The organism is Nonomuraea sp. NPDC048901 (genome assembly GCF_040649695.1).
In the GTDB taxonomy this organism is placed as follows: domain Bacteria; phylum Actinomycetota; class Actinomycetes; order Streptosporangiales; family Streptosporangiaceae; genus Nonomuraea.
In genome coordinates, this window is the sequence record NZ_JBEZFW010000021.1 from 136518 (window position 1) to 157357 (window position 20840).

Genomic DNA, 20840 nt, shown 5'->3' on the forward strand with positions numbered 1-20840 from the left:
TAGGCGCGGATGACCGTCACTGTCCCATGGAGGCGGGGATGACCGTCACCGTGTCGCGTACGCGCGGATGGCCTCCTGGGAGAAGGTGTTGCCGTCGACGTCGGCGGCCTTGAGCCGCAGCGAGACGAAGCTCCCGGGCCGTCGGTCCAGCGTGGCCTCGTAGGAGTCCGTGCCGCCCTTCGCGCGCAGGCGGGTCGCCCGCCACGTGGCGCCGTCGTCGTAGGACACCTCCAGGGACACCTCCTTCAGCGCGCTCCGCGCCGCCCCCTCCTGGCGATGGAAGGACACGCCGAGCTTGGCCGAGCGGGCCTGGTTCTTCAGGTCGACGGGCGCGTCGATCCCGGCCAGGATCAGCGGGATCACCGTGGCGACCCCCGCGTCCACATGCTCCGAGCCGAACGTCCACACCGACCGGATACGCGTCGACAGCTTCGCCCAGGTGGCCTCGTTACGCACGTCGTACTCGATCCGGTACGTGGACTTCTCCACCGGCAGGGTCACGCTGCCCGAAGGCAGGTAGTTGGTCTGCTGGAGCAGTGAGTCGCCCTGGTAGAGGCGGAAATCGGTTTTCATGCCGTGCTCGAACGTGCTGGTGTAGGTGTCGCCGTAGTTGCCGCTCGCGTCGACGAAGCCCTGCATGGAGATACGCAGTTTGTCGCCCTCCCTGCGCAGCGGATTGCGCGGGTTGACGCCCGGCAGCAGCGGCTGCTTGAACCAGCTGCGCTCCACCCGCTCCCCCGCTTCATAGCTGCGGAACTCCGGTGACGACAGAGCGATGCGTGGAGTGTCCACGTGCGGCCACATCGTGTTGTAGTGCCGCTCGGGACTGCCCGCCGAGGAGCTCCAGCGCAGGTCGGGGTCGGGAGTGAAGTACTGGACCTGGGTACGCGGCGTCTTGGCCAGTGGCCGGTTCGTGGAGATCGACGAGGTGTCCCACGGCTCGAACACGAACCGCGCCTCGTTCACCGTCACGTCGTCGGCGAGCTGGCTGTGATAGCCCGCCTCGGTCCTGGCCAGGGACCGGTCGCGCACCAAGTACCGCAGCGAGTCCGGCACCCGGCCCTTCTCGCGCAGGTACAGGTCGTACACATAGGGGCTGGCCACGATCCCCTTGGCCAGGACGGGCACGGGCAGCCGCCGCAGCCGCTCGACCAGCTTCAGGCCCTCCTCCTGCGTCAGCCGGACGGTCGGGACCGTGAGCTTGACGCCGGTGCCGCCCGAGGTGATGTCCGCCCCCGGACGGTCGCTGTAGATCGCCACCATCCTGGCTCCCGCGGCCGCCGCCGCGTTGGACTGGGCCGAGACGGGCACGCCGTCGGTACGGCGGATGACCGCCAGCTTGCCGCGCAGGTCGCGGGCCTTGATCTCCTCGGGCGTGCCACGTCCGGCGTCGACCGCCGAGAGCAGAGCGGTGCCGTCCAGCTTCGGGTATTCCGTGGCGTAGTCGCTGAAGGAGACCGGGTCATAGTACTGGGGGTTCAGGTCGAGGCCCGGAGCCGTCAGGGTGATCGCGGGTGCCTCCAGCCGCCAGCGGGTGGCGACGGTGAAGGTGCCCTTGGTGACCTTCCTGGTCGGCTGGATGAACAGCCGCTCCTCGACCTGCCCGCCGGGCGAGATGTTGGTGCCGCCGCGCAGCGCCGTTCCCTTCTCGCCGGCGCGGTACCAGGCGAGCTGCGCCGCGGCGCCCATGTTCCGCTTGGTCTTGTGGTCGGGGGTCCGGATCTCGACCTCGACGGCCTTGCGGGCGTCGAGCACGATCTCGGTGTCCCCGGTGATCTTCATCTCGGGATCGCCGACGAGGCTCTCGTTCAGCGGCTTGCCCGTCGCCGTGCTGTCCTGGGTGGCGGGCATGGTGAAGATGTGGCCGAGCACGGAGTAGGTGCCGGGCTTGACCAGCAGGCAGGTGCCGGTGCCGGACTTCTGCTCGGTGCACGGCTGGGCCGGGTCGCCGGGCAGGACGCGCCCGACCAGGGTGCCCTCGTCCAGGTTCAGTACCGTGAACCCGCCACGCGCGTTGCGGCCGTCCCTGGCCACCCCGCGTACCCGCAGCTCGACGAGCCGCTGCTCGACGCTCGCGGTCAGCAGGGTCCGTACGGTGGCCCCGCCGCGAACGCTCGCCGACAACTCCTCCCGCAACCGGCCGGAGGGCGCGCCCTTGAGTGTCACCTTCACCTCGGCCTGCCCGGCGGCGGGCACGGTCACCTCGCCGGGTTCGGCGGTGAACGGGCCGCCGGCCTTCAGGTCCAGCTCGACGGGCTCCTTGCCGAGGTTGCGGTACGTCATCGTGACGCTCTTGTCGGCGCCTTCCACGAGGCCGCCGAAGTTCACCGAGCCGGCCGAGGCGACGACGGCGCCCTTCAGCGCCGCGCCGACGTCGATCCGGCCGGTGCCCCGCGCGTCGGCGGGCGTGCCCGGCATGGGCTTGGCGCTCTCCATCAGCAAGGACTTCAGCTCGGGCCCGGTGATGCCGGGCCGGGCCTGCCGCAGCAGCGCCGCGGCGCCCGCGACGTGCGGGGTGGCCATCGAGGTGCCCGACATCGTGACGTAGCCGCCGCCCGCCTTGGCGGCGGTGATCTCCACGCCCGGCGCGGTGACGTCGGGCTTGACCGAGCCGTCCACGGCGATCGGGCCCCTGCTGGAGAAGGTGGCCAGCTGGTCGGCGCGGTCGACCGCGCCGACGGTCAGCGCGTCGGCGGAGTCGCCGGGGGCTCCGACGCAGCCGTCGCAGCCGTCGTTGCCCGCCGCCACCACGAACAACGTGCCGTACTGCTGGGACAGCCGCGACACGGCCGAGGAGAGCGGCCCGCCCGCGACGCGGCTGCCCAGGCTCATGTTGACGACCTGTGCGTGCTTCTCTCCCGCCGCCCACTCCATGCCGTCGATGATCCAGGAGAGCTGGCCCTTGCCGTCGCCGCCCAGAACCCGGCCGTTCAGCAGCCCCGCCCCGGGCGCCACGCCCTTGCGGCGGCCGTCCGAGGCGGCGCCGGAGCCCGCGATGGTGCTCGCGACGTGGGTGCCGTGGCCGTTGGGGTCGCCGGTCGCGTTCTCGCCGGTGAAGTCGCGCTGGTCGGTCACCTTTCCGGCCAGGTCGGCATGGGTGGCGTCTATGCCGGTGTCGAGCACCGCCACGGTCGTGCCCGTGCCGTCGAACCCGGCCGCCCACGCCTCGGGCGCGCCGATCTGGGGCACGCTGTTCTCCAGCACCGGCTCCACCTTGCGGTCGAGCCAGATCTTCGACACCCCGGCCAGCGGGCTCGCCGCGCGGGCTGCGGTTCCGGCGGCGAGCCCGGCCAGCGCGGCGCCGAAACGGGCCGCGTCATGGGTGGCGATCGACACCCCCGCGCCGCCGATGCTCTCCAGCGTGCGGAGCTGCTTGACGGCCGGGATGGCGGACTTGGTGGTGTTGCCCTCGTAGGTGAGGATGAGCGGGATCGCGGCGTCGTACCCGTCCTCGGCCAGCTCCGAGACGTCGAACAGCGCCGCGTCAAGACGCTGCGGGACCAGGGCGGCGACGTCGTCGGGGATGACGCTCAGCTGTCCGTCGGCCTCCAGCACCTGGAAGTTCGGTACGGAGCCGTCCGCGCGTGGGGCCGGAGTGATCGTCACCGCCTGGTGGCCGCCGTCGACGGCGCGCAGGTGCACCTGGTCGCCGGTGATGAGGGTGATCTCACCGCCGGCCGTACCGACCGCGAGTCCGCCGGACGTACCCACCGCGAGCCCTGGGGCCGCCACCTCGGCGCCGGCCTGGGCACCGGGCACCGACAGCGCGGAGACGGCCAGCACCGCCACGACGGTGGCCACCGCCCTTCGCCCACGCAGCCCACGCAGCATTGACGACCTCCAGCGAATCGGTAAGAGAAGCTACCGAATTCCTAGTGGTCATGATCTAGCGTTGTCCATGCGAAAGGTGTGGCCAGATCCCGACTTGTCGTGAACTCGCCAGCCCTAAGGAGCGCTCACTCCCCGAACTCGGCGGCCTGCTCGGCAACCCACTCGGCGAAGGCGGGCCACCGCGCGCGGGGCTCGATCAGGGGGCGTGCGACGAGGCCGGTGGCGCCGGTTACTAAGATCATGAGATGTCCCATCGATGTTGAGCGGTTTCCGAGCCAAGAGCGGTGCCGGGCCCCGGAGTGTGACGCGCTCTCGGATTCTCGGCTGCGGAGCTGGGGTAATGTTCGGAGACTCGGTGCCCCAGAAGGAGACCTCTGCTCTTGTCCGAATCCCTGAAAGCCGATTGCGAGACCTGCTTCGGGCTGTGCTGCGTGGCGCTGCCCTTCGCCGCCTCGGCCGACTTCGCGATCGACAAGGACGCCGGACGGCCGTGCCCCAACCTGGAGGCGGACTTCCGCTGCGGCATCCACCGCGATCTCAGGGAGCGCGGCTTCCCGGGCTGCACGGTCTATGACTGCTTCGGCGCGGGGCAGAAGGTCTCCCAGGTCACCTTCGCCGGGCAGGACTGGCGGCGGGCTCCGGAGACGGCGACGCGGATGTTCGCGGTGTTCCCGGTGGTGCGCCAGCTCCACGAGTTGCTGTGGTACCTGACCGAGGCGCTGACCCTCGACCCGGCCCGTGAGCTCCACGACGACCTCCGCGCAGCGCTCGACGAGACCGGGCGGCTCAGCCGCGCCGACGCCGACGCCCTGCTGCTCGTGGACGTGCCCGCGCACCGGCAGAGCGTCAACACCCTGCTGCTGCGTACGAGTGAGCTGGTCCGGGGCGAGACCTCGCGCCGGAAGAACCGCAGGGGCGCCGACCTCATCGGGGCCAAGCTCAAGGGCGCCGATCTCCGAGGCGCCGATCTACGCGGGGCCTACCTCATCGGCGCCGATCTGCGCGGCGCGGACCTGCGGCTGGCCGACCTGATCGGCGCCGACCTCCGAGGCGCCGAGCTGGCCGGCGCCGATCTCACGGGCAGCATCTTCCTCACCCAGCCGCAGCTCAACGCGGCCAGAGGCGACAGCGCCACCAAGCTGCCGTCCGCGCTCACGCGCCCGGCCCACTGGTCGGCCCCGGACCGGCCACGACGGGGTGCTCGGCCGCGCCGATGACGCGCCCCGGCGCCGCGTGCGGCGCTGACACCGGAGCGCCTGAAGAGCTGAAGGCGCAGGGCGGCAGGGGTTTCATGTTCGGTACGAGCCGCACCCACTCCTGCGGCTGGGGCACGGAGGCGATGTCGCAGGCGTGGCGCAGCGCCGCCCCCTCGTCCAGATCCCACCAGCGCACCGTGCCGAGCGCTCCGGTGACGGCCAGGCGGCCATGGCCGGAGGCGAAGCCCAGCGCCCGGACGGAGCCCTGACGGGTGGACAGGGCGAACAGCTCGCGGCGCCCCTGGACCTGCCAGAGCCGCACCGTGCCGTCATCGGAGCCGATCGCCAGCACGGTGCCGTCCGCGCTGTAGGCGAGCGCCGTGATCGGCGCGGTGGCGACCATGAGGAGCCGTCGCGAGGCGGGATCGCCCAGTCGCCGCACGTATACGGACCGGTCCTCGCCTGTCGTCAGCGTCCCCGCGCCGGGGTCGAACGCGAGCGTGCCCACTGTCCCGCTCGCCGTCCACTTGTCCACTCTGCCGACTTGACCCGTGGTGATGTGCCACACCAGGATCTCGTTGCCATAGCCGCCCGCCACGAGGTCGCCTTCGGGATCGACGGCGACACCGTGCTGGTCTCCGGCTCCGGAGTCGAGCCGGTAGAGCTCGGCGCGGCGCCGGAGACTCCAGACGCGAATCCGTCCCCTGTCACCGCCGGCCACCAGCAGGTCTCCGTCCTTCCCGCCCCTGGCCAGCGCGCGGATGCGTGGGTAGGGCAGGGACAGCTGCTCGCACTGCCCGGTCGCGGCGGCGGGTCCGCCGTAGCGAACGACGCCGTCGGCGGCACCCGTCACCAGCCCCCAGGGGCCCCATGTCGCCGCGACCGTCTCCGGCTCGGGACAGCCGCGGATCTCCCAGCCCGCGGTGTCCCAGATGGCTCCGGTGGTGTCGGCGGCGGCGCTGACCAGCAGCGTCCCGCTGCGCGGGAAGGCGACCGCGTGCACGGGGGCACTGTGGCCGGTCAGCTCGGCGACCTGGCGGCTCGCCGCCACGTCCCACAGCAGGATCCGCTGGTCCTCACCCGCCGTGGCGAGCAGCTGGCCGTCACCGCGGAAGTCGAGATCCCACACGGCGCCGCGATGCCCGGTGAGCACGCCCGACGGGTGCCAGTCGGAGGTACGCCAGAGTCGTACGGCGCCATCGTCACCGGCGGCGGCCAGCCGCGTGCCGTCCGGGCTGAAGGCGACGTCGTGCAACGCGTGCGCGCCCGCTGAGAGAGCCGGCGGCGGTCCGCTCGCGCCGTCGGTGCGCCAGAGCCGCAGCTTCCCGTCGTGGCCGGCGGCGGCCAGCAGCCTGCCATCGGGGCTGAACGCGGCACCTTCGATCGCATCGGACCCCCACGGCGGAGCAGGCAGCGCCCGCAGGTCGCTCACCCGCCACAACACGACCCCGGTCCCGGCCACGGCCAGGATCGAGCCCTTCTGATCGAAGGAGAGACCGCCCATCGCCGTGCCGCCCGGCAGCTCGCGCGTCGCCAGTCTCTTGCCGGTCCCGGCGTCCCACATCCGCAGCCGCCTGTCGTCGCCCGCCCCGGCGACCAGGCGCCCGTCCGGGCTGACGGCGATGGCGGTGAGGCGGGCGGAGAGGTCTTCCAGCGTATGGGTCACGGTCCGGCGGCGGGCGTCCCACAGCAGGGCGCGGCCGCCGTGGTCGACGGTGGCGAGCGTCGAGCCGTCGGCGCTGAAGGACGCTCCCCACAGCGCCGCCCCGTGCCCGGCCAGGCGCCCGGCGAACCCTCCTGCCTGCGTGCTCATCAGCGCGCCGAGCGACTGCGGAGTGCGGTCCTGCTCGACGGCCGCCGCGGCGAGCAGCGCAGACACCTCCGGCCGGTGGCCGGCCAGCCGGGCCGCCTCGACCGACAGCCGCCCGGCCAGGGAGCTCCGTTCCTGCCGGTGCGCCTCCGCCGCCTGCCTGACCGCCACCACCGTGCCGACCGCGGTCAGCGCCAGCGTGATTCCGAGGCAGCGGACCAGGCGGCGTAGCCGGCGGTTACGCCGCACCGTCTCCACTTGCTCGGCCTCACCGCATTGCCGGCTGGCGCTCAGGAAGGCGCACTCGGCGGGGGTGAGGTTGACGGCGAGTGCCGCGTCGGCCCATTCGCGCAGCATGGTCAGCTGGGGACCGCGCAGCAGCAGGCCGTCGTCGCGGCCCGCGCGTTCCCACGCCTCGGCGGCGTCGGCGAGCCGCCGCCGGATCCGCAGCCCCGCCCGGTCGGCGTCGATCCAGCCTTTCAGCCGGGGCCAGGCGTCGAACAGGACCTCATGGCTGATCTCCACCCATGCGGCGTTGGCCGTCAGCAGCCGGGCCCGGATGAACGCCTCCAGGACGGCCTCGTCCCCGTCGTCGGTCAGTGCCTGGCGGGCGAGCCGGCGGCGGGTGTCGGCCGTCCCGTCGCCGACCTGGATCAGGCGCAGCAGCATGTGCCGGGCCACCTGCTGCTGCGCCGGGTCGAGCTCCGCGTACGCCTGCTCGGCCGTGACCTCGATCGCCCCCCGGATGCCGCCCGTACGCTCGTAACCCGCGACGGTGAGCAGATTGCCGGTCCGCTTCTGCCAGGTCGCCCGCAGCGCATGGGACAGCAGGGGCAGCGCCCCGGCGTCGCAGGCGCCGCTGGTCCGGGCGCCCACGTCGCGCAGCAGCAGCTCGACCAGGCCGGCTTCGATGTCCAGCTGCGCCACGGCGGCCGGCTCGCTGATCGCCTGGCGCAGCTGCCCGGCCGCCATCGGGCCGAGCGGCAGGCAACGCGCCCGCAGCGCCGCCAGCAGCGGCGGGTGGGCCACGCACTGGCCGTAGAAATCGGCGCGTACGCCCAGGACCACCGCGAGGCCCGCGGCCGCCCGGTGGCACAGCTCGGCGATGAACGCCTGCCGGGCGGCCTCGTCGCCGCACAGCGTGAACAGCTCCTCGAACTGGTCGACGATCACCAGCGTGCGGGAGTCGACGCCGCCCAGCTCGCGCATCGGCTGGGCGGTCGGCGTCAGGTACGCCACACTCGGCCGGCCCGGCCGGCGACCGGGGAGCGCGCCCCGCAGCACGGCCGGGGCCAGACCGGCGCGCAGCAGCGAGGACTTGCCCACTCCCGACGGGCCGATCACGATCGCCGGATGACCCGCCGTATCGGGGTCGGCGAGCAGGGCCACCAGATCGGCCACGGCCCGCTCGCGGCCGAAGAACAAGCGCGCGTCCCCGGTGCGGAAGGACGTCAGCCCCGGATAGGGGCAGCCGGCCGCGGGCCGGGACCGCGAACGGCCCGTCTCGACCCGTCGCCGCGGCTCGGCTCCGAACTCGGCCTCACGAGAATCCGCTGCGTTCGCCACACGGGAAATCTACCGTCACCCAACGTGATGGGACATGGACTCTTCGTATATCAGGAGATGCTGGTGGCCCTCATGGTCGGGGTAACCCGTAGGTGCCGTCGTTCGGCCAGCTCCTCCGCGCTGACCATGGTCAGAATCGGGGTGCCCGGCAGCGCGAACATGGTCACCACCATCTGCGACCGCGCGTCCGGAAGGTTGTTGGCGCCCTGGAGGTGGATCACGTCGCCACCGGGCTCGAACAGGGCGTCACCGGCCTTCAGCACCCGGGGCGGCTGCCCCTCCAACTCGAAGAGGATCTCGCCCTCGGTCACGTAGCCGAAGATCGGCCCGGGGTGCCGGTGCGGCGGCGCGCCGGGGTCGCCGGGCGGCAGGGTGATCCGGACGGTCCTGGCCTCGGCGCCGGCCGGGATCCGGGCCGCCGCCTCCGGCAGGGTCGCGATCACCTCAACGCCTGGGGGCAGGTGTGCGCTCATGTGTTCCTCCATCCAAACGGGGATTGTCCGGAGTGAGGACAAGACGGCCGCCCCATTTGTGACAGCCCTATGGGGCGGTTGTGGTGTGTTCAGACGGTCGGCTCCAGGTACCGGCTCAGCACCTCGGCCTCCGCGCGGAGCCGCTCGGCGTGGTCGTCGTGGCCCAGCCGCTCGTACTCCCGCGCGGCGACCGAGCGCTCCCGCACTTCCTTCTCGACGATCGACAGCAGATCGGCCTCGGTGAGGAGACGACGTTCCACGTCGGCGGCGCCCAGGCCGGCGGTCGATCCTGCGAAGTGCTCGTTGTACTGCGGGCCGCCGGGCGACGGGGAGTCGACTGGGACGGCTTCGGCGTTCTCGATCGCCGCCAGAGCGGAGCGGAGTGCGGTGATCGCGACGCGGTCGCGGGCCTTGAGGGCGGTTTTCAGGTCGTCGCGCAGGTTGGCGCGCATGTGCCGAACTCCTGATCCGGGGTGAGGGTAACAATACGGCGGTACGATAGCGGGGTGCCGCGGGTTGCCGATCACGACCAGCGTCGTGTCCAGATCGCACGGGCATTCCAGCGCTTGCTCGCCGCGGAGGGGTTGGCCGGCGTCTCGTTCTCGCGCGTGGCGGCGGAGGCCGGGGTTTCGGTCGGGCTCATCCAGCACTACTTCGCCGGCAAGGACGAACTGCTCCGCTTCGCCTACGACGACGCCGTGCGTCGCATGAGCGAGCGGGTGGGGGCGCGTGTCCGTGAGGGTTCGGACGCCGGTCTCCAGGTCGCGCGGGTGCTGCTCGACAGTCTTGTCGAGCTGTTGCCGCTGGACGAGGAGCGGGAGATCGAGTATCGCGTCCGGCAGTGCCTTTCGGCTCAGGCGCCATATCACCCCGGTCTCGCCGAGGTTGCCCGGCGGGCGGGCGGTGACCTGCTCGGATACGTCACGATGGCGGTCGAGGACGGCAGGAAGCGCGGTGAGGTCGATTCCGGCGTGGACGCCGTGCTCGCCGCCCGCATGATCCTCGCGACCTTGCAGGGCCTGGCCGATCAGGTCGCGCTCTCGGGTGCGGACGCGTTCTCGGCGCGCGACGTGTTGCGCCTGGTCGTCGCCACGGTGTTCGCCGGGCGTCACGATCGCTCACTCGCCTGACTGCGGCACTTTTCCCCCGCAATATGGTCATACTATTATCGTAGCAATATGAACATATTGCTACGGAAGCCCGGTGGGCCTGCGCCACTTCCAGAACCCGCGACGCGCACACTGACCACGGAGTTCGCACCATGACCCAGCACGTGACCGTACGGCTGAGCAGCGGTGCCGTCCGTGGCCGCCGGCTCGACGGCCATCTCTCGTTCCAGGGGATCCCTTATGCCGCGGCTCCGATCGGAGACCGGCGATGGCGGCCGCCCGCGCCGGTCGAGCCGTGGACCGGGATCCGGGACGCGATCGTGCCCGGAAACCCGGCGCCGCAGCTGGCCCAGTCGTTCGCGGACGTCACCTCCGTGGACGAGGACTGTCTGACGCTCGACATCACCGTGCCGGAGGCCGCCCAGGGCACCGGGCACCCGGTGCTGGTATGGCTGCACGGCGGCGGCGGGACGAACGGCAGTGCCGCTGCCTACAATGCTCAGCGGCTGGCCGTCGCCGGCGACGTCGTCGTCGTGGCACCGAACTTCCGGCTCGGCGTGTTCGGGTGCTTCGGCCACCCGGGTCTCGCCGACGGCGGCACCTTCGGTCTGCGGGATCAACAGGCGGTACTTCGCTGGGTGCGGCGGGAGATCGCGCGGTTCGGCGGCGACCCGGCGAATGTGACCCTGGCCGGAGAGTCGTACGGGGCCCTCATGATCGCCGCGCACCTCGTGTCACCCGCGTCGGCGGGGTTGTTCCACCGAGCGATCCTGCAGAGCGCGTTCTCGGTACTGGGCACGACGCCGACGCACACCTTCATTCCCGGTGTTCCGGAGCTCCCACCGAGATGGGCCCCAGTGGCCGAGCTGGAGCAGTTCGGCGCCGCGGTCGCGGCCGAGCGCGGCTGGGTCACGCCGGGCGTCGATCCCGAGTCGGCGCTCGCGCAGCTCCGGCGGGTCCCGGCGACAGATCTGCTCCAGGCGTCGGACTCCTTCATCCGGCCCGCTTTCGGCGGGATCACCCTGCCTGAGTCGCCCTCGACGGCGATACCCGCCGGACGCTTTCACCGGATACCGCTGATGCTGGGCGCCATGCGCGACGAGGCGCGTTTCTTCGTCGGGCTCTTCGCCGACCTCGTCGGCAACCCGGTCACAGCCGAGAGCTACCCGCGACTGGTGGCCGAGGCGTTCGGTGACTCGGCCGATCAGGTCGCCGCCCGCTACCCTCTCGACGGCTTCCCGACACCGAGCCTCGCCTGGGCCCAGATCGCCACGGACCGGGCCTGGGCGCGACCGGCCTGGGAGCTGGGCCGCGCCTTCGCCGCGCACACCGCCACCTGGTTCTACGAGTTCGCCGATCGGGCCGCCCCATCGCTCGTACCTCTCCCGGGGTTCCCGGCCGGCGCCCAGCATTCGAGCGCTCTCGCGTACCAATTCGACTTTCCCGGCGGCGGTACGTCGCTGTCGGCGGCACAACGTGAGTTCGCCGACCGGATGAACCAGTACTGGACGACCTTCGCCCGCCACGGTGATCCCGCCCGCGCGGACCTGCCGGACTGGCCCGACGTCAGCACCGGTTACGTTCAATCCCTGGCACCCGAACGGATCGGTGGTACGGACTACGTGGCCGAGCACGGCCTCGACTTCTGGGGACGAATGCCCTGAACCTCCCCTTCGTCCACGCAGTGACCTGGGAAAGGACGGTCGATGGAGACCACCGCGGAGGGGTTGCCGGCCGCGGCCCAGGCCGGGGATCAGAGTGCCTTCGGCCGGCTGGTGGGGCCGTTGCGGGGCGAACTGCACGCGCACTGCTACCGGATGCTCGGCTCCGTTCACGACGCCGACGACGCCGTGCAGGAGACGCTTGATCGTGCCTGGCGCAACCTGGCGAGGTTCGAGGACCGAGGGGGCATCCGGCCGTGGCTGTACAAAATCGCTACCAATCGGGCCTTAACCCTCATCGAGCGTCGGGGCCGGCGCGAACTGCCCACTGACCTGAGCGGGCCGTCGGCCGAGGTGGCGTGGCTGGAGCCGTACCCAGACCGGCTGGTGGGCTGGACGGCCGAGATGTCGCCCGAGGCCCGGGCGGTGACGCGGGAGAGCGTGGAGTTGGCGTTCGTGGCGGCGCTGCAGCATCTGTCGGCCCAGCAGCGGGCCGTGCTGTTGCTGCGTGATGTCCTCGGCTACGCCGCCCGTGATGCCGCTGACCTGCTGTCGACCACCGTTCCGGCGGTCAACAGCGCGCTCCAGCGGGCCAGGAAGGCCCTGGCCGGCCTCCTCCCCGAGGCCACCCGGCCGAGCGAGGCGGAGCAGCGGCAGGTGGCGCTCCGGTACGCGGCCGCCTGGGAGAGCGGTGATGTCGAGGCCATCGTGGCGATGCTGACCGAGGACGCGAAGTACTCGATGCCGCCGCTGACCGCCTGGTACGCGGGCCACGAAGCCATCCGGGCCTTCCTGCTCGAGGGGCCGCTCAAGCGGCGGTGGCGGTTGCTGCCCGCGCGGGCGAACGGGCAGCTCGCCTTCGGCACGTACATGTGGGAAGAGCACAGAGCCGCCTACGTTCCGGCCGGCCTGGATCTGCTCGTCCTACGCGGCTCGCTGGTCGCGCAGGTGGTCTCGTTCCTGGATGCCGATTTCGCCATGTTCGGGCTCGAGCCGATGATTTTCGCCGATGGCTCGGGTTGTAGTCCTGACGGATACATCTGAACCCGAAGGGCAGCCTCCATGTCGATCAACGAAGAGCGGATTCGCGGCCTGATCGAGGCCTGGGCCGAGGCCGTGCACCGTGGTGAGCTGGCGGCCGTTGTCGCCGACCACGCCGAGGACATCGTGATGTTCGACGTGCCCGGGGAGGTGCGCGGCATCGAGACGTACCGGAAGGCGTGGCCGCCGTTCTTCGAGTGGCAGGCGCAAGGAGCGCTGTTCGAGATCGAGACGCTGGAGGTCACCGCCGGTGACGACGTCGCCTTCGCCCACGCCCTGCTTCGCTGCGGCATGCCCGAGGACGTGGCGCGGCACCGGCTGCGGCTGACGCTCGGCCTGCGCAAGAAGGACGGGCGATGGGTCGTGGCGCACGAGCACCACTCGTTCCCCCTCGCCGACCACAGTGCGGGCGAGCAGGAGGGCTGAGGCCTCTCCGGGTAAGGCTCAGCGGAGCTCGCCGGTGATGATCCACAAGTGGCCGAATGGGTCACGGACGCGGCCCGAGCGCTTGCCGTAGGGCCGGTTCTCGATCGGCACGAGCACCTCGGCGCCGTGGGCGACCATGCGTTCGCCGGCCGCGTCCGGGTCCCCGACCTCGATCTCCAGGAGTACCGCGGAGCCGCCGAGATCGCTTGGTGAGAGCCAGCCCCACGAGGTGACGGCCGGCGAGACACGGAAGGACGAACCACCGATGCGGTGGTCGACGACGGCGGGCCGTCCGTCGTCGCCCTGCGGAGCACGGAACACTTGCTCGGCGCCCAGGGCGTCCCGGTAGAACGCCGACGCGCGGTCCGGGTCGGGCACGATGAGACGAGGGGTGATGCGGATATCTGGCGTCATGTGCCCATGGTGCGGTCGGGCGGGCGTAGGGGTCTTGAACATACGGGAAGGAACGCGCCCGCATCGGTCGTCACCTGGACGCGCGCTCCTGGCCCGGCAGCCGGTTCGACGCGCGCTCCTCGCCCGGTGGCCGGTCGCGGGCGGGCGAATCCCGTACGGCCAGGCTTTCGGCCCGCAGCCACTCGGTGGGCGTGCACCCGGCCATGGCCCGCCACTCCCGGGTGAAGTGCGCCTGATCGGCGAATCCCGACGCGGCGGCCACCGCCGCCAGGCCGTCCCCTCCCCCACCGGCGGCGGCCACGAGCCGGCCCCGGGCGGCCTCGAAGCGGACGAGCCGTTGGTACTCCTTCGGCGTCACCCCGAACTCGGTGCGAACCGTGCTGCTCAGCTGCCGCCGGGAGCACCCGAGCAGCCGAGCCGCCTCCTGTACCCGGGTGGTCCCGGACAGGACCGCGAGAGTGGCCCGCAGCTCGCGACTGTTGGCGCGTTCGCCGTGCCGGGCCAGGCCGGTGAGCAGCGAGCGTTCGACGAGGGCGCGACGTTGCGGCCAGGACCGGCAGGTCGCCAAGCGCTCCGGCAGGTCCGCCATCGCCGGGACGACGTCGGCGAGATCGGCGATGTCCCCGGCCACCGCCGACGAGGGAAGTCCCAGCAGCGCGCCGGCACCCAGCGGGCTGAGCGTCAGCCACACGCCGCGCGTGCACCCCTCTTGCCGCAGCTCGGCCGCGCTCAGATGGAGTCCGGCCACCACGGCCCGGAGCCGTCTGCGTGAACCGGGCCGCCCGACCCAGGCGATCTCCAGCGGGTCCTCCTCGGGGATCGTGATCGACACCGTGGACGAGGGAAGCCCGCGATGAACGCCGCCCGAACCCGGCCCGAGATCGTACGCGGCCAGTGTCGCCACGAACGGCGCCAAGGCGGTGGAGATCTGATCGGCAGGAACGGTCACCTTGTCACACTACGGCGGACAAGCTCCACGGCTACTGGCCGCCATCGCTACCGAGACCCCCGAGAGGCGCTCGCCGCGCGATGATCTTGCGGTGGCTGATCCGCCACCCCTGGTCGCCGTGCGAGATGACGTCGTCGTAGGTCGCGCTTCCGCAGGTGCCGCCCGCCATGATGGAGATCGCCTTGGACCGGGCGCGCACCTTGCCGTCGGCGAGTTCGGTGAGCACGACGTTGGTCACGTGATGGCCCACGGGGTTTCGCGCGCCCAGCGTGAGCGCGGCGTCCAGAATCGCCGCCACGCCCTCCAGCGATCCGACGCCGTAGTCAGTGGCGTCGTAGACGACGTCGGGGGTGAACAGCTCGTCCAGCCGATCCAACTCGCCGTTGTCGAACAGGTGCCCGTGCAGGGAGATCAGCTCTGTGATGGCCGCGCGGTCGTCGGCGCTCAGTGTCATGCCGGTCAGACTAAGTGGGGAAGTCCCCATTTAGCAACCGACGCCGCTTCGCTGATTCCGCTAGCTCGCGCACCCGATCCTGAACGACCTGTTTGAGAGGTACGGCCACACGGACCACGACTTACGGCTTACGGCTTATGGTGCGGTTCCTTCGGTGATCCATCGGGCGAAGAGATCGACCTGCTCGGCGGACCAGGCACCGTCGCACGGCATGGTGCCCTGGCGGAGCCGGTGCAGGATCGCGTCGGCGTGCTGGGCGACGTCCTCCCGCGACCACAGGTCGAAGGCGAAACTCATCGATTTGCGGTCCACCTCCCGGAACAGCGGCTTGACGTGGTCGGCGAAACCGACCGGCTCACCAGGCGCCGGAAGCCGCACCCGCGCCGGTCGCGCGGGTGGTGCCAGGGCAGAGGCGCGGGAGCCGGGCTTGGCCTCGCACACCCCCCACCATTGGGGCACCGGCATGTGCGGCGGCGGCGTGGCGCCTCGCCCAGGAGGCGGGCGCCAGCCGCCCGGCCCTGTATCGCAGGTGGCCGGGCAAGGCCGAACTCGCCGCCGCCCCGCTGGCCAGAGCGGACCGCGGTCCTCGTCTGGCACGCCCTCGGCGGCCACTGACCGCCACGTACGTTCGGATCCCCTACCTCGGCCCGGCCATGGAGAAGCGCACCGGCATGTGCTTGATGCCGTTGATGAAATCCGACCGCATCCTCTTGACCGGCCCCGCGTGCTCCGCCTCGGGGAAGCGGCGCAGCAGCTCCCTGATCATGCAGTTGATCTGCAGCCGGGCCAGGTTGGCGCCCAGGCAGAAGTGCGGGCCGCCGCCGCCGAACGTCATGTGGTCGTTGGGGCTGCGGCGGATGTCGAAGGTGTACGGGTCGGCGAAGACGTCCTCGTCATGGTTGCCGGACATGTAGAACGTCACCACCTTCTCCCCTTCGGCGATCTTCTGGCCGCGGAGTTCGGTGTCTCGCGTGGCCGTACGCCGGAAGTTGTGGATCGAGGAGCCCCAGCGCAGGAACTCCTCGGTGGCGCTGCGCCACAGGGCCTCGTCGTCGAGGCCGGCCGCCAGGTCGCGGTAGCTGTCCGGGTGGAGGATGAGGGCGTTCATGGCGTGGGCGATGAGGTTGCGGGTGGTCTCGTTCCCGGCGACGCAGAGGATCACGAAGAAGGAGTCGATCTCTTCCCTGGTCAGCCGGTCGCCGTCGACCTCCCCCTCCACCAGCGCGGTGAGGATGTCGTCACGCGGGTTGCGGCGGCGGTCGTCGACCAGGCCGTCGCAGTAGGAGAAGATCTCGGCCCCGGCGATCTCGCCGTCCTCGGGCGTCGTGCGGAAGTCGGGATCCTGGAAGCCGACCATGCGGTTGGACCACTCGAAGATCAGGTGGTGGTCCTCCTCGGGTACGCCGATCAGGTCGCAGATCATCTGCAGCGGCAGGTATTCGGCCACGTCGGTCACGAACTCGACCTCGCCGTCCCGCTCCCGTACGGCTTCCGCGATCTTCTCGGCGCGCCGTTGGATGGTGCCCCGCAGCCGGGCGATCGTCCTGGGCGTGAAGCCCGCGCTCACCAGCCGGCGGTAGCGGGTCTGCTTGGGCGGGTCCATGTTCAGCAGCATCATGCTGGCGATCTCGATGAACTCCGGCGTCTGGGTACGGATGAACGCGGTCCCGATCTCGGTCGACCAGGTCTGTACGTCCCGGCTGATCGCCTTTATGTCCTGATATTTCGTGACGGCCCAGAAGCCGGTGTCGTCGGGGACGTCGTGCCAGTGGACGGGCGCGTTCCGGCGCAGGTAGGCGAACTGGTCGTGCGGAACTTCGCGTTCCCACGTTTCTTCGAGCAGGTTGATCCGCATGGGCTCCCTTTCGGCGCGAGAATCTAGGAGTCGAGCAGGTCGAGCGGTCGGGACGGCCCGGGGCCCGGGACGTCGAAGGACTCAGGGGTCGGGCAGTCCGAGCAGGTCGCGCAGGCTCTCCACGACGGCGCGGTCCTCGACCGCGGCGGGATCGAGCCGGTGCTGGACCGCGCAGCCGATCAGCACCCCGAGCACGGCCGTGGCCGTCCGCTCCGGCGATCGGCGCAGCGGTACGCCCGCCGTCTCGGCCCAGTCGGACAGCCCGCCGGCGAGCCGGGCACGGATGTCGGCATAACGCCTGGCCAGTGGCTCGGCGATGACGGGATCGCGCGCGCCGTGCAGCCACAGCTCCAGCTCGAGCAGGAGCCATGACGCACCGCGATCCTCGTCCTTACGTGTCAGCGCTTCGAACAGGGCGGCCAGCCGCTCGTCGAGTTCGGTGACCTCCTCGAACCCGGCGAGCAGCTCGGCCGCGGTCTGGTCCTTCCACACCTCCAGCAGCGCGAGCAGCAGCCCTTCCTTGCCGCCGAAGTGGTTGTACAGCGCGCCGGTCGTGCGATCGGCCGCATCGGCCACCGCCTCGGCGGACACCGCGTGGAACCCCTTGCGGGCGAACAGGTCAGCGGCCGCGTCGATCAGCCGGGCCCGGGTCTCGGCTCGCCGCTGATCCTGGGTACGCGCCACTGGGGTGCTCCCGTCTGATATCGGGTCTACTACATATGTTTACCTCTCGATATATATGCCCGAACGAGCGCTAGGTCAACTGCCGGGCGGGCTCGGTCGCCGGCTTCTTGCGCGGGCTGAACAGCAGACAGGACAGGACGGCGACCACCAGGACCACGGCGCACATCACGAGGGTGGTCTGCATGGCGTGGACGAAGCCGGTGGCGAACGTGTCGGCGGTGACGCGTTCGTACAGGCTCCTCGTGGCGGGGCTCAGGCCGCCGGGCGGCATGGGTGGGCTGTAGTCGTGCGCGGCGGTGGCGCTGTCGTCGATGAACTGGGCGCGCAGGTTCTCCGGCAGCTGACCGGCGCGCTTCTCGGCCTCGTCACGCAGGGTCGAGGAGAGGCGGGCCGACAGCAGGACGCCCAGCACAGCGGTGCCGAGGACGCCACCGATCTGCCGGGTGGTGCTGGACACGCCGGAGGCCGCCCCGGCCAGCCGGGGATCGACACCGTCCATGGTGGCCTGCAGCAGGGGTACGAACGTGCCACCGCTGGCGATCCCGATGATGGTCAAACCGGGTTGCAGGCTCCACGCACCGCCGGCGGGTCCGGCCATGGCGACCAGCACCAGCAGTCCGACGGCCAGCAGCGTCAGGCCGGCCGTCAGGATGTACTTGCCGCCGAACCTGTCCGACAGCCGCCCGGCATACGCTGAGCCGACCGCGGTGAGCACGGCGCTCGGCAGCACCACCAGTCCGGTCTCCAGCGCCGAATACCCCCGCGCCATCTGCAGGTACAGCACCACCACGAACATGATGCCGATCATGCCGAGCTGGAAGACGAACCCGACCCAGTTACCGACCGCGAAGTTGCGCGCGCCGAACAGGGCCGGCGGCATCAGGGGCTCGTCCCGCTGCCGGTGCTGCCACAGGACGAACACCACCAGCGACGCGACGCCCGCGACGATCACCGAGGCGATGCTGATCGGCCCGGTGATGGTGCCCCAGCCGTAGCGTTCCCCCTCGATCAGGCCGAACACGATGCCGCTCAGCCCGGCGGTGGCCAGTGCGACGCCGACCAGGTCGAGCCGGTGCTGACGGCCCGCGCGCATGGGCGGCGCGAAGGCCAGCGCCAGCATGGCGGTGATGATCCCGATCGGGACGTTGATGAAGAAGATCCAGCGCCAGTTGAGGTGGGCGAGCAGGAAGCCGCCGATGACCGGTCCGACGATCGGGGCGAAGCCGACGATCGACCCGAACAGCCCGAACGCGCGGCCGCGCAGCCGTGGCGGGAAGATCGTCAGGATCGACGAGATGACCTGCGGGAACAGCAGCGCCCCGCCCAGTCCCTGCAGCAGCCAGGCGGCCAGCAACTGGGGCGATGAGTCGGCCAGCCCGCACAGCGCCGAGGCGATGGTGAAGGTGCTGATGCCGATCACGTACAGCCGGCGGTATCCGAAGATGTCCCCCAGTCGCCCGGTGGTGATCAGCAGCACCGAGAAGACGAGCAGGTAGCCGTCGATGACCCACAGCACCTGGTCGTAGGAGGCGTCGATGCCATGGATCAGTGTGGGGATGGCGACGTTGACGATGGATCCGTCGAGCAACGACATGAAGAAGCCGACGCACATGATCGCGAGAACCAGCCACGGACGCCGCGTGACCGGTTGTTCGGTGGATTTGATTTCCGGCATTCCGGAGACCTCTCTGAGGGCAACCGTCTGCTGGGTGGTGACACGCGCCACTGATGCCAGAACGGCGCAAACCTCGGAGGAGACCAGAAGGGCCGCCGCGCGTCGCCACCATGCAGAACACCCTTGTCCAGGATGTGGTGAGCGACTTCCACCTTCCCCGTGTCATCGGGACCCGGGTGAAGCTGGTAAGCGGGGCGGAAAGCCCAACGGTGAGAAGTCGGCTCGTAGCTTAGCGCCGCGCGTGGCGGATCTTCAACCGTCCTGTCCCCATGGCCCCGGAGATCCGGATTCGCGGCCCGCCGGGGCGTACGCGTCGCCGGGTCTTGTAGAGCGGGGCCTTCCACCCGGCGCGCAAGCCCTCGACGTCGACGAGCGCGTCGCGAGGCACCGTGATCTCGGCACTGCCGGTGCCGAGGTGCAACTCGATGTCGACCACCGGGTGGTCGATGATCGCCCGGGACAGGTCCAGACACACCCTTCCGAGTGCGGTCTCGACCTTGAGGGTCCGAGGTACGCGCCATGCGCCGCGCCGCTGGATCCGTCCGCTGACGGCGGCGATCGTGGTCGTGGTGTCCGCGTCCTCCTCCGGGAGCGAGGCCAGAGCCGGCCCGAGTTCGCTGTGCGTGTTGGCGGTGAGCACCTGGTGGAGGCGTTCGTCCAGTTCCTCGTACGAGAGGTGCCCTTCGGCGTACGCCTCCTGAAGGCGCCGCACGGCCGTGTCGCGGTCGTCTTCGCTGACCACGATCGGATCCATGGTCCCTCCATTGGGTACTTCGTACGCAGTTGCGATGGCCAGGCTAAGTCACTGGGTACTATGTACGCAAGTTGGGGGTGGAACGGTGAGCGACGCCGAGTACGTCAACATCTGGATGCGGCCCGAGCGCCCGGCCCGCGGGCCGAAGCCGGCCTACAGCCGCGCCCAGATCACCGAGGCGGCGATCCGGATCGCCGACGCCGAGGGGCTGGAGGCCGCCACCATGCGGCGGATCGCCGCCGACATCGGCGCGGGCGCGATGTCCCTCTACCGCTACGTCCCCAGCCGCGATGACCTGATCGAGCTCGTAGCCGACCGGCTGCAGGGCGAGATCGACGTCGAGGGCATGCCCTCCGGCGACTGGCGCGCGGACCTGACCCGCTACGCCGACGGGATGCGCGCCATGTGGCTGCGGCACCCGTGGATCGCCACCGTCCACCGGTCACTCCCCGGTTTTGGCCCCAACCAGCTGCGCCTGATCGAACGGGTGATGGGCGCCCTCGACGCCTACGTCTCCATCGACGAGAATCTCGGTCTTATGGCCATTCTGAACGGCTACATCGACAGCGCCGTCCGCGACGAGGTCAGCTGGGCCGAGGAGGTGCGCCGCAGCGGGCTCACCGAGCCGCAGTGGCTGGCGCGGACCTACCCGTACGTCGAGCAGCTGCTCAAGGGCGGCCAGTACCCGATCTTCACCAAGATCGCGACGCAGGCCCGCCAGACGCACCTGAGCCGTGACGAGCGGTTCCGGTACGGGCTGGAGCGCGTCCTCAACTGCATCGCGGCGGCCCTCCCGTCAACGGCCGAGCCTCCGAAGACGCGTCAGTAGTGGCTGGGCTCGATCATCATGTCGTCGTCTGGCCTGAGGCTGTGTCGATCACTTCGTCCAGGACGTCGCGCGAGCGGACCAAGTCGATGATCATCCGATTGATGCGGTCCCGT

Annotated in this window: 18 protein-coding genes and 1 pseudogene; 7 read left to right on the forward strand and 12 right to left on the reverse strand. The window is 70.8% G+C overall.

What is annotated here, in order from left to right; translation table 11 throughout:
- Window positions 1–45 precede the first annotated feature (45 nt).
- Window positions 46–3831, reverse strand: coding sequence for a S8 family serine peptidase (locus AB0C30_RS48020; protein WP_357956995.1), 3786 nt, complete (start codon window positions 3829–3831; stop codon window positions 46–48).
- Between the two features lie 380 nt (window positions 3832–4211).
- Here AB0C30_RS48020 and AB0C30_RS48025 point away from each other — a divergent pair, with 380 nt between their 5' ends.
- Entirely contained in the window at window positions 4212–5048 is an 837-nt protein-coding gene (locus tag AB0C30_RS48025) for a pentapeptide repeat-containing protein (protein ID WP_357956996.1), read from the forward strand.
- Here AB0C30_RS48025 and AB0C30_RS48030 read toward each other — a convergent pair.
- From AB0C30_RS48030 to AB0C30_RS48040, 3 genes are all read right to left on the reverse strand, one after another.
- A complete protein-coding gene (locus AB0C30_RS48030; protein ID WP_357956998.1) occupies window positions 4984–8403 on the reverse strand; it encodes a hypothetical protein in 3420 nt (1139 codons plus the stop codon). The genes AB0C30_RS48025 and AB0C30_RS48030 overlap by 65 nt on opposite strands.
- A gap of 50 nt (window positions 8404–8453) precedes the next feature.
- Window positions 8454–8876, reverse strand: coding sequence for a cupin domain-containing protein (locus AB0C30_RS48035; RefSeq protein WP_357957000.1), 423 nt, complete (start codon window positions 8874–8876; stop codon window positions 8454–8456).
- A gap of 89 nt (window positions 8877–8965) precedes the next feature.
- Window positions 8966–9328: a GatB/YqeY domain-containing protein gene (locus AB0C30_RS48040; protein WP_357957002.1), complete on the reverse strand. Its 363-nt coding sequence runs from the start codon at window positions 9326–9328 to the stop codon at window positions 8966–8968.
- Between the two features lie 54 nt (window positions 9329–9382).
- Here AB0C30_RS48040 and AB0C30_RS48045 point away from each other — a divergent pair, with 54 nt between their 5' ends.
- The 4 genes from AB0C30_RS48045 to AB0C30_RS48060 all read left to right on the forward strand — a co-directional run bounded on the left by AB0C30_RS48045 (window position 9383) and on the right by AB0C30_RS48060 (window position 13113).
- Window positions 9383–10006, forward strand: a complete 624-nt coding sequence (locus AB0C30_RS48045; RefSeq protein ID WP_357957004.1) for a TetR/AcrR family transcriptional regulator — start codon at window positions 9383–9385, stop codon at window positions 10004–10006.
- Window positions 10007–10137: 131 nt separating this feature from the next.
- Complete coding sequence (locus tag AB0C30_RS48050) at window positions 10138–11649, forward strand: carboxylesterase family protein (protein ID WP_357957007.1); 1512 nt, start codon at window positions 10138–10140, stop codon at window positions 11647–11649.
- Window positions 11650–11691: 42 nt separating this feature from the next.
- Entirely contained in the window at window positions 11692–12690 is a 999-nt protein-coding gene (locus AB0C30_RS48055) for a sigma-70 family RNA polymerase sigma factor (protein ID WP_357957009.1), read from the forward strand.
- 18 nt (window positions 12691–12708) lie between these two features.
- Window positions 12709–13113 carry an SgcJ/EcaC family oxidoreductase gene (locus AB0C30_RS48060; RefSeq protein WP_357957011.1) on the forward strand — a complete coding sequence of 135 codons (405 nt, stop codon included), beginning with the start codon at window positions 12709–12711 and terminating at the stop codon, window positions 13111–13113.
- 18 nt (window positions 13114–13131) lie between these two features.
- Here AB0C30_RS48060 and AB0C30_RS48065 read toward each other — a convergent pair whose 3' ends face one another.
- The 4 genes from AB0C30_RS48065 to AB0C30_RS48080 all read right to left on the reverse strand — a co-directional run bounded on the left by AB0C30_RS48065 (window position 13132) and on the right by AB0C30_RS48080 (window position 15395).
- Complete coding sequence (locus AB0C30_RS48065) at window positions 13132–13527, reverse strand: VOC family protein (protein WP_357957013.1); 396 nt, start codon at window positions 13525–13527, stop codon at window positions 13132–13134.
- A gap of 70 nt (window positions 13528–13597) precedes the next feature.
- Window positions 13598–14476, reverse strand: coding sequence for a helix-turn-helix domain-containing protein (locus AB0C30_RS48070; RefSeq protein ID WP_357957015.1), 879 nt, complete (start codon window positions 14474–14476; stop codon window positions 13598–13600).
- 31 nt (window positions 14477–14507) lie between these two features.
- Entirely contained in the window at window positions 14508–14930 is a 423-nt protein-coding gene (locus AB0C30_RS48075; protein WP_357957018.1) for a nuclear transport factor 2 family protein, read from the reverse strand.
- 135 nt (window positions 14931–15065) lie between these two features.
- A complete protein-coding gene (locus tag AB0C30_RS48080; RefSeq protein WP_357957096.1) occupies window positions 15066–15395 on the reverse strand; it encodes a hypothetical protein in 330 nt (109 codons plus the stop codon).
- Here AB0C30_RS48080 and AB0C30_RS48085 point away from each other — a divergent pair.
- Window positions 15329–15478: pseudogene (locus AB0C30_RS48085) on the forward strand (hypothetical protein); the annotation flags it as partial. The gene AB0C30_RS48080 and the pseudogene AB0C30_RS48085 sit on opposite strands and share 67 nt — an antisense overlap.
- Before the next feature lie 89 nt (window positions 15479–15567).
- Here the strand turns inward: AB0C30_RS48085 and AB0C30_RS48090 are convergent.
- From AB0C30_RS48090 to AB0C30_RS48105, 4 genes are all read right to left on the reverse strand, one after another.
- Window positions 15568–16785, reverse strand: a complete 1218-nt coding sequence (locus tag AB0C30_RS48090) for a cytochrome P450 (RefSeq protein ID WP_357957020.1) — start codon at window positions 16783–16785, stop codon at window positions 15568–15570.
- An 81-nt stretch (window positions 16786–16866) separates the two neighbouring features.
- Window positions 16867–17469 carry a TetR/AcrR family transcriptional regulator gene (locus tag AB0C30_RS48095; RefSeq protein WP_357957022.1) on the reverse strand — a complete coding sequence of 201 codons (603 nt, stop codon included), beginning with the start codon at window positions 17467–17469 and terminating at the stop codon, window positions 16867–16869.
- A 70-nt stretch (window positions 17470–17539) separates the two neighbouring features.
- Window positions 17540–19144, reverse strand: coding sequence for a DHA2 family efflux MFS transporter permease subunit (locus tag AB0C30_RS48100; protein WP_357957023.1), 1605 nt, complete (start codon window positions 19142–19144; stop codon window positions 17540–17542).
- A 229-nt stretch (window positions 19145–19373) separates the two neighbouring features.
- Window positions 19374–19898: a DUF1707 domain-containing protein gene (locus tag AB0C30_RS48105; RefSeq protein ID WP_357957025.1), complete on the reverse strand. Its 525-nt coding sequence runs from the start codon at window positions 19896–19898 to the stop codon at window positions 19374–19376.
- Window positions 19899–19983: 85 nt separating this feature from the next.
- Between AB0C30_RS48105 and AB0C30_RS48110 the strand changes: the two genes are divergently transcribed.
- Window positions 19984–20727, forward strand: a complete 744-nt coding sequence (locus tag AB0C30_RS48110; RefSeq protein ID WP_357957027.1) for a TetR/AcrR family transcriptional regulator — start codon at window positions 19984–19986, stop codon at window positions 20725–20727.
- Window positions 20728–20840: the final 113 nt, after the last annotated feature.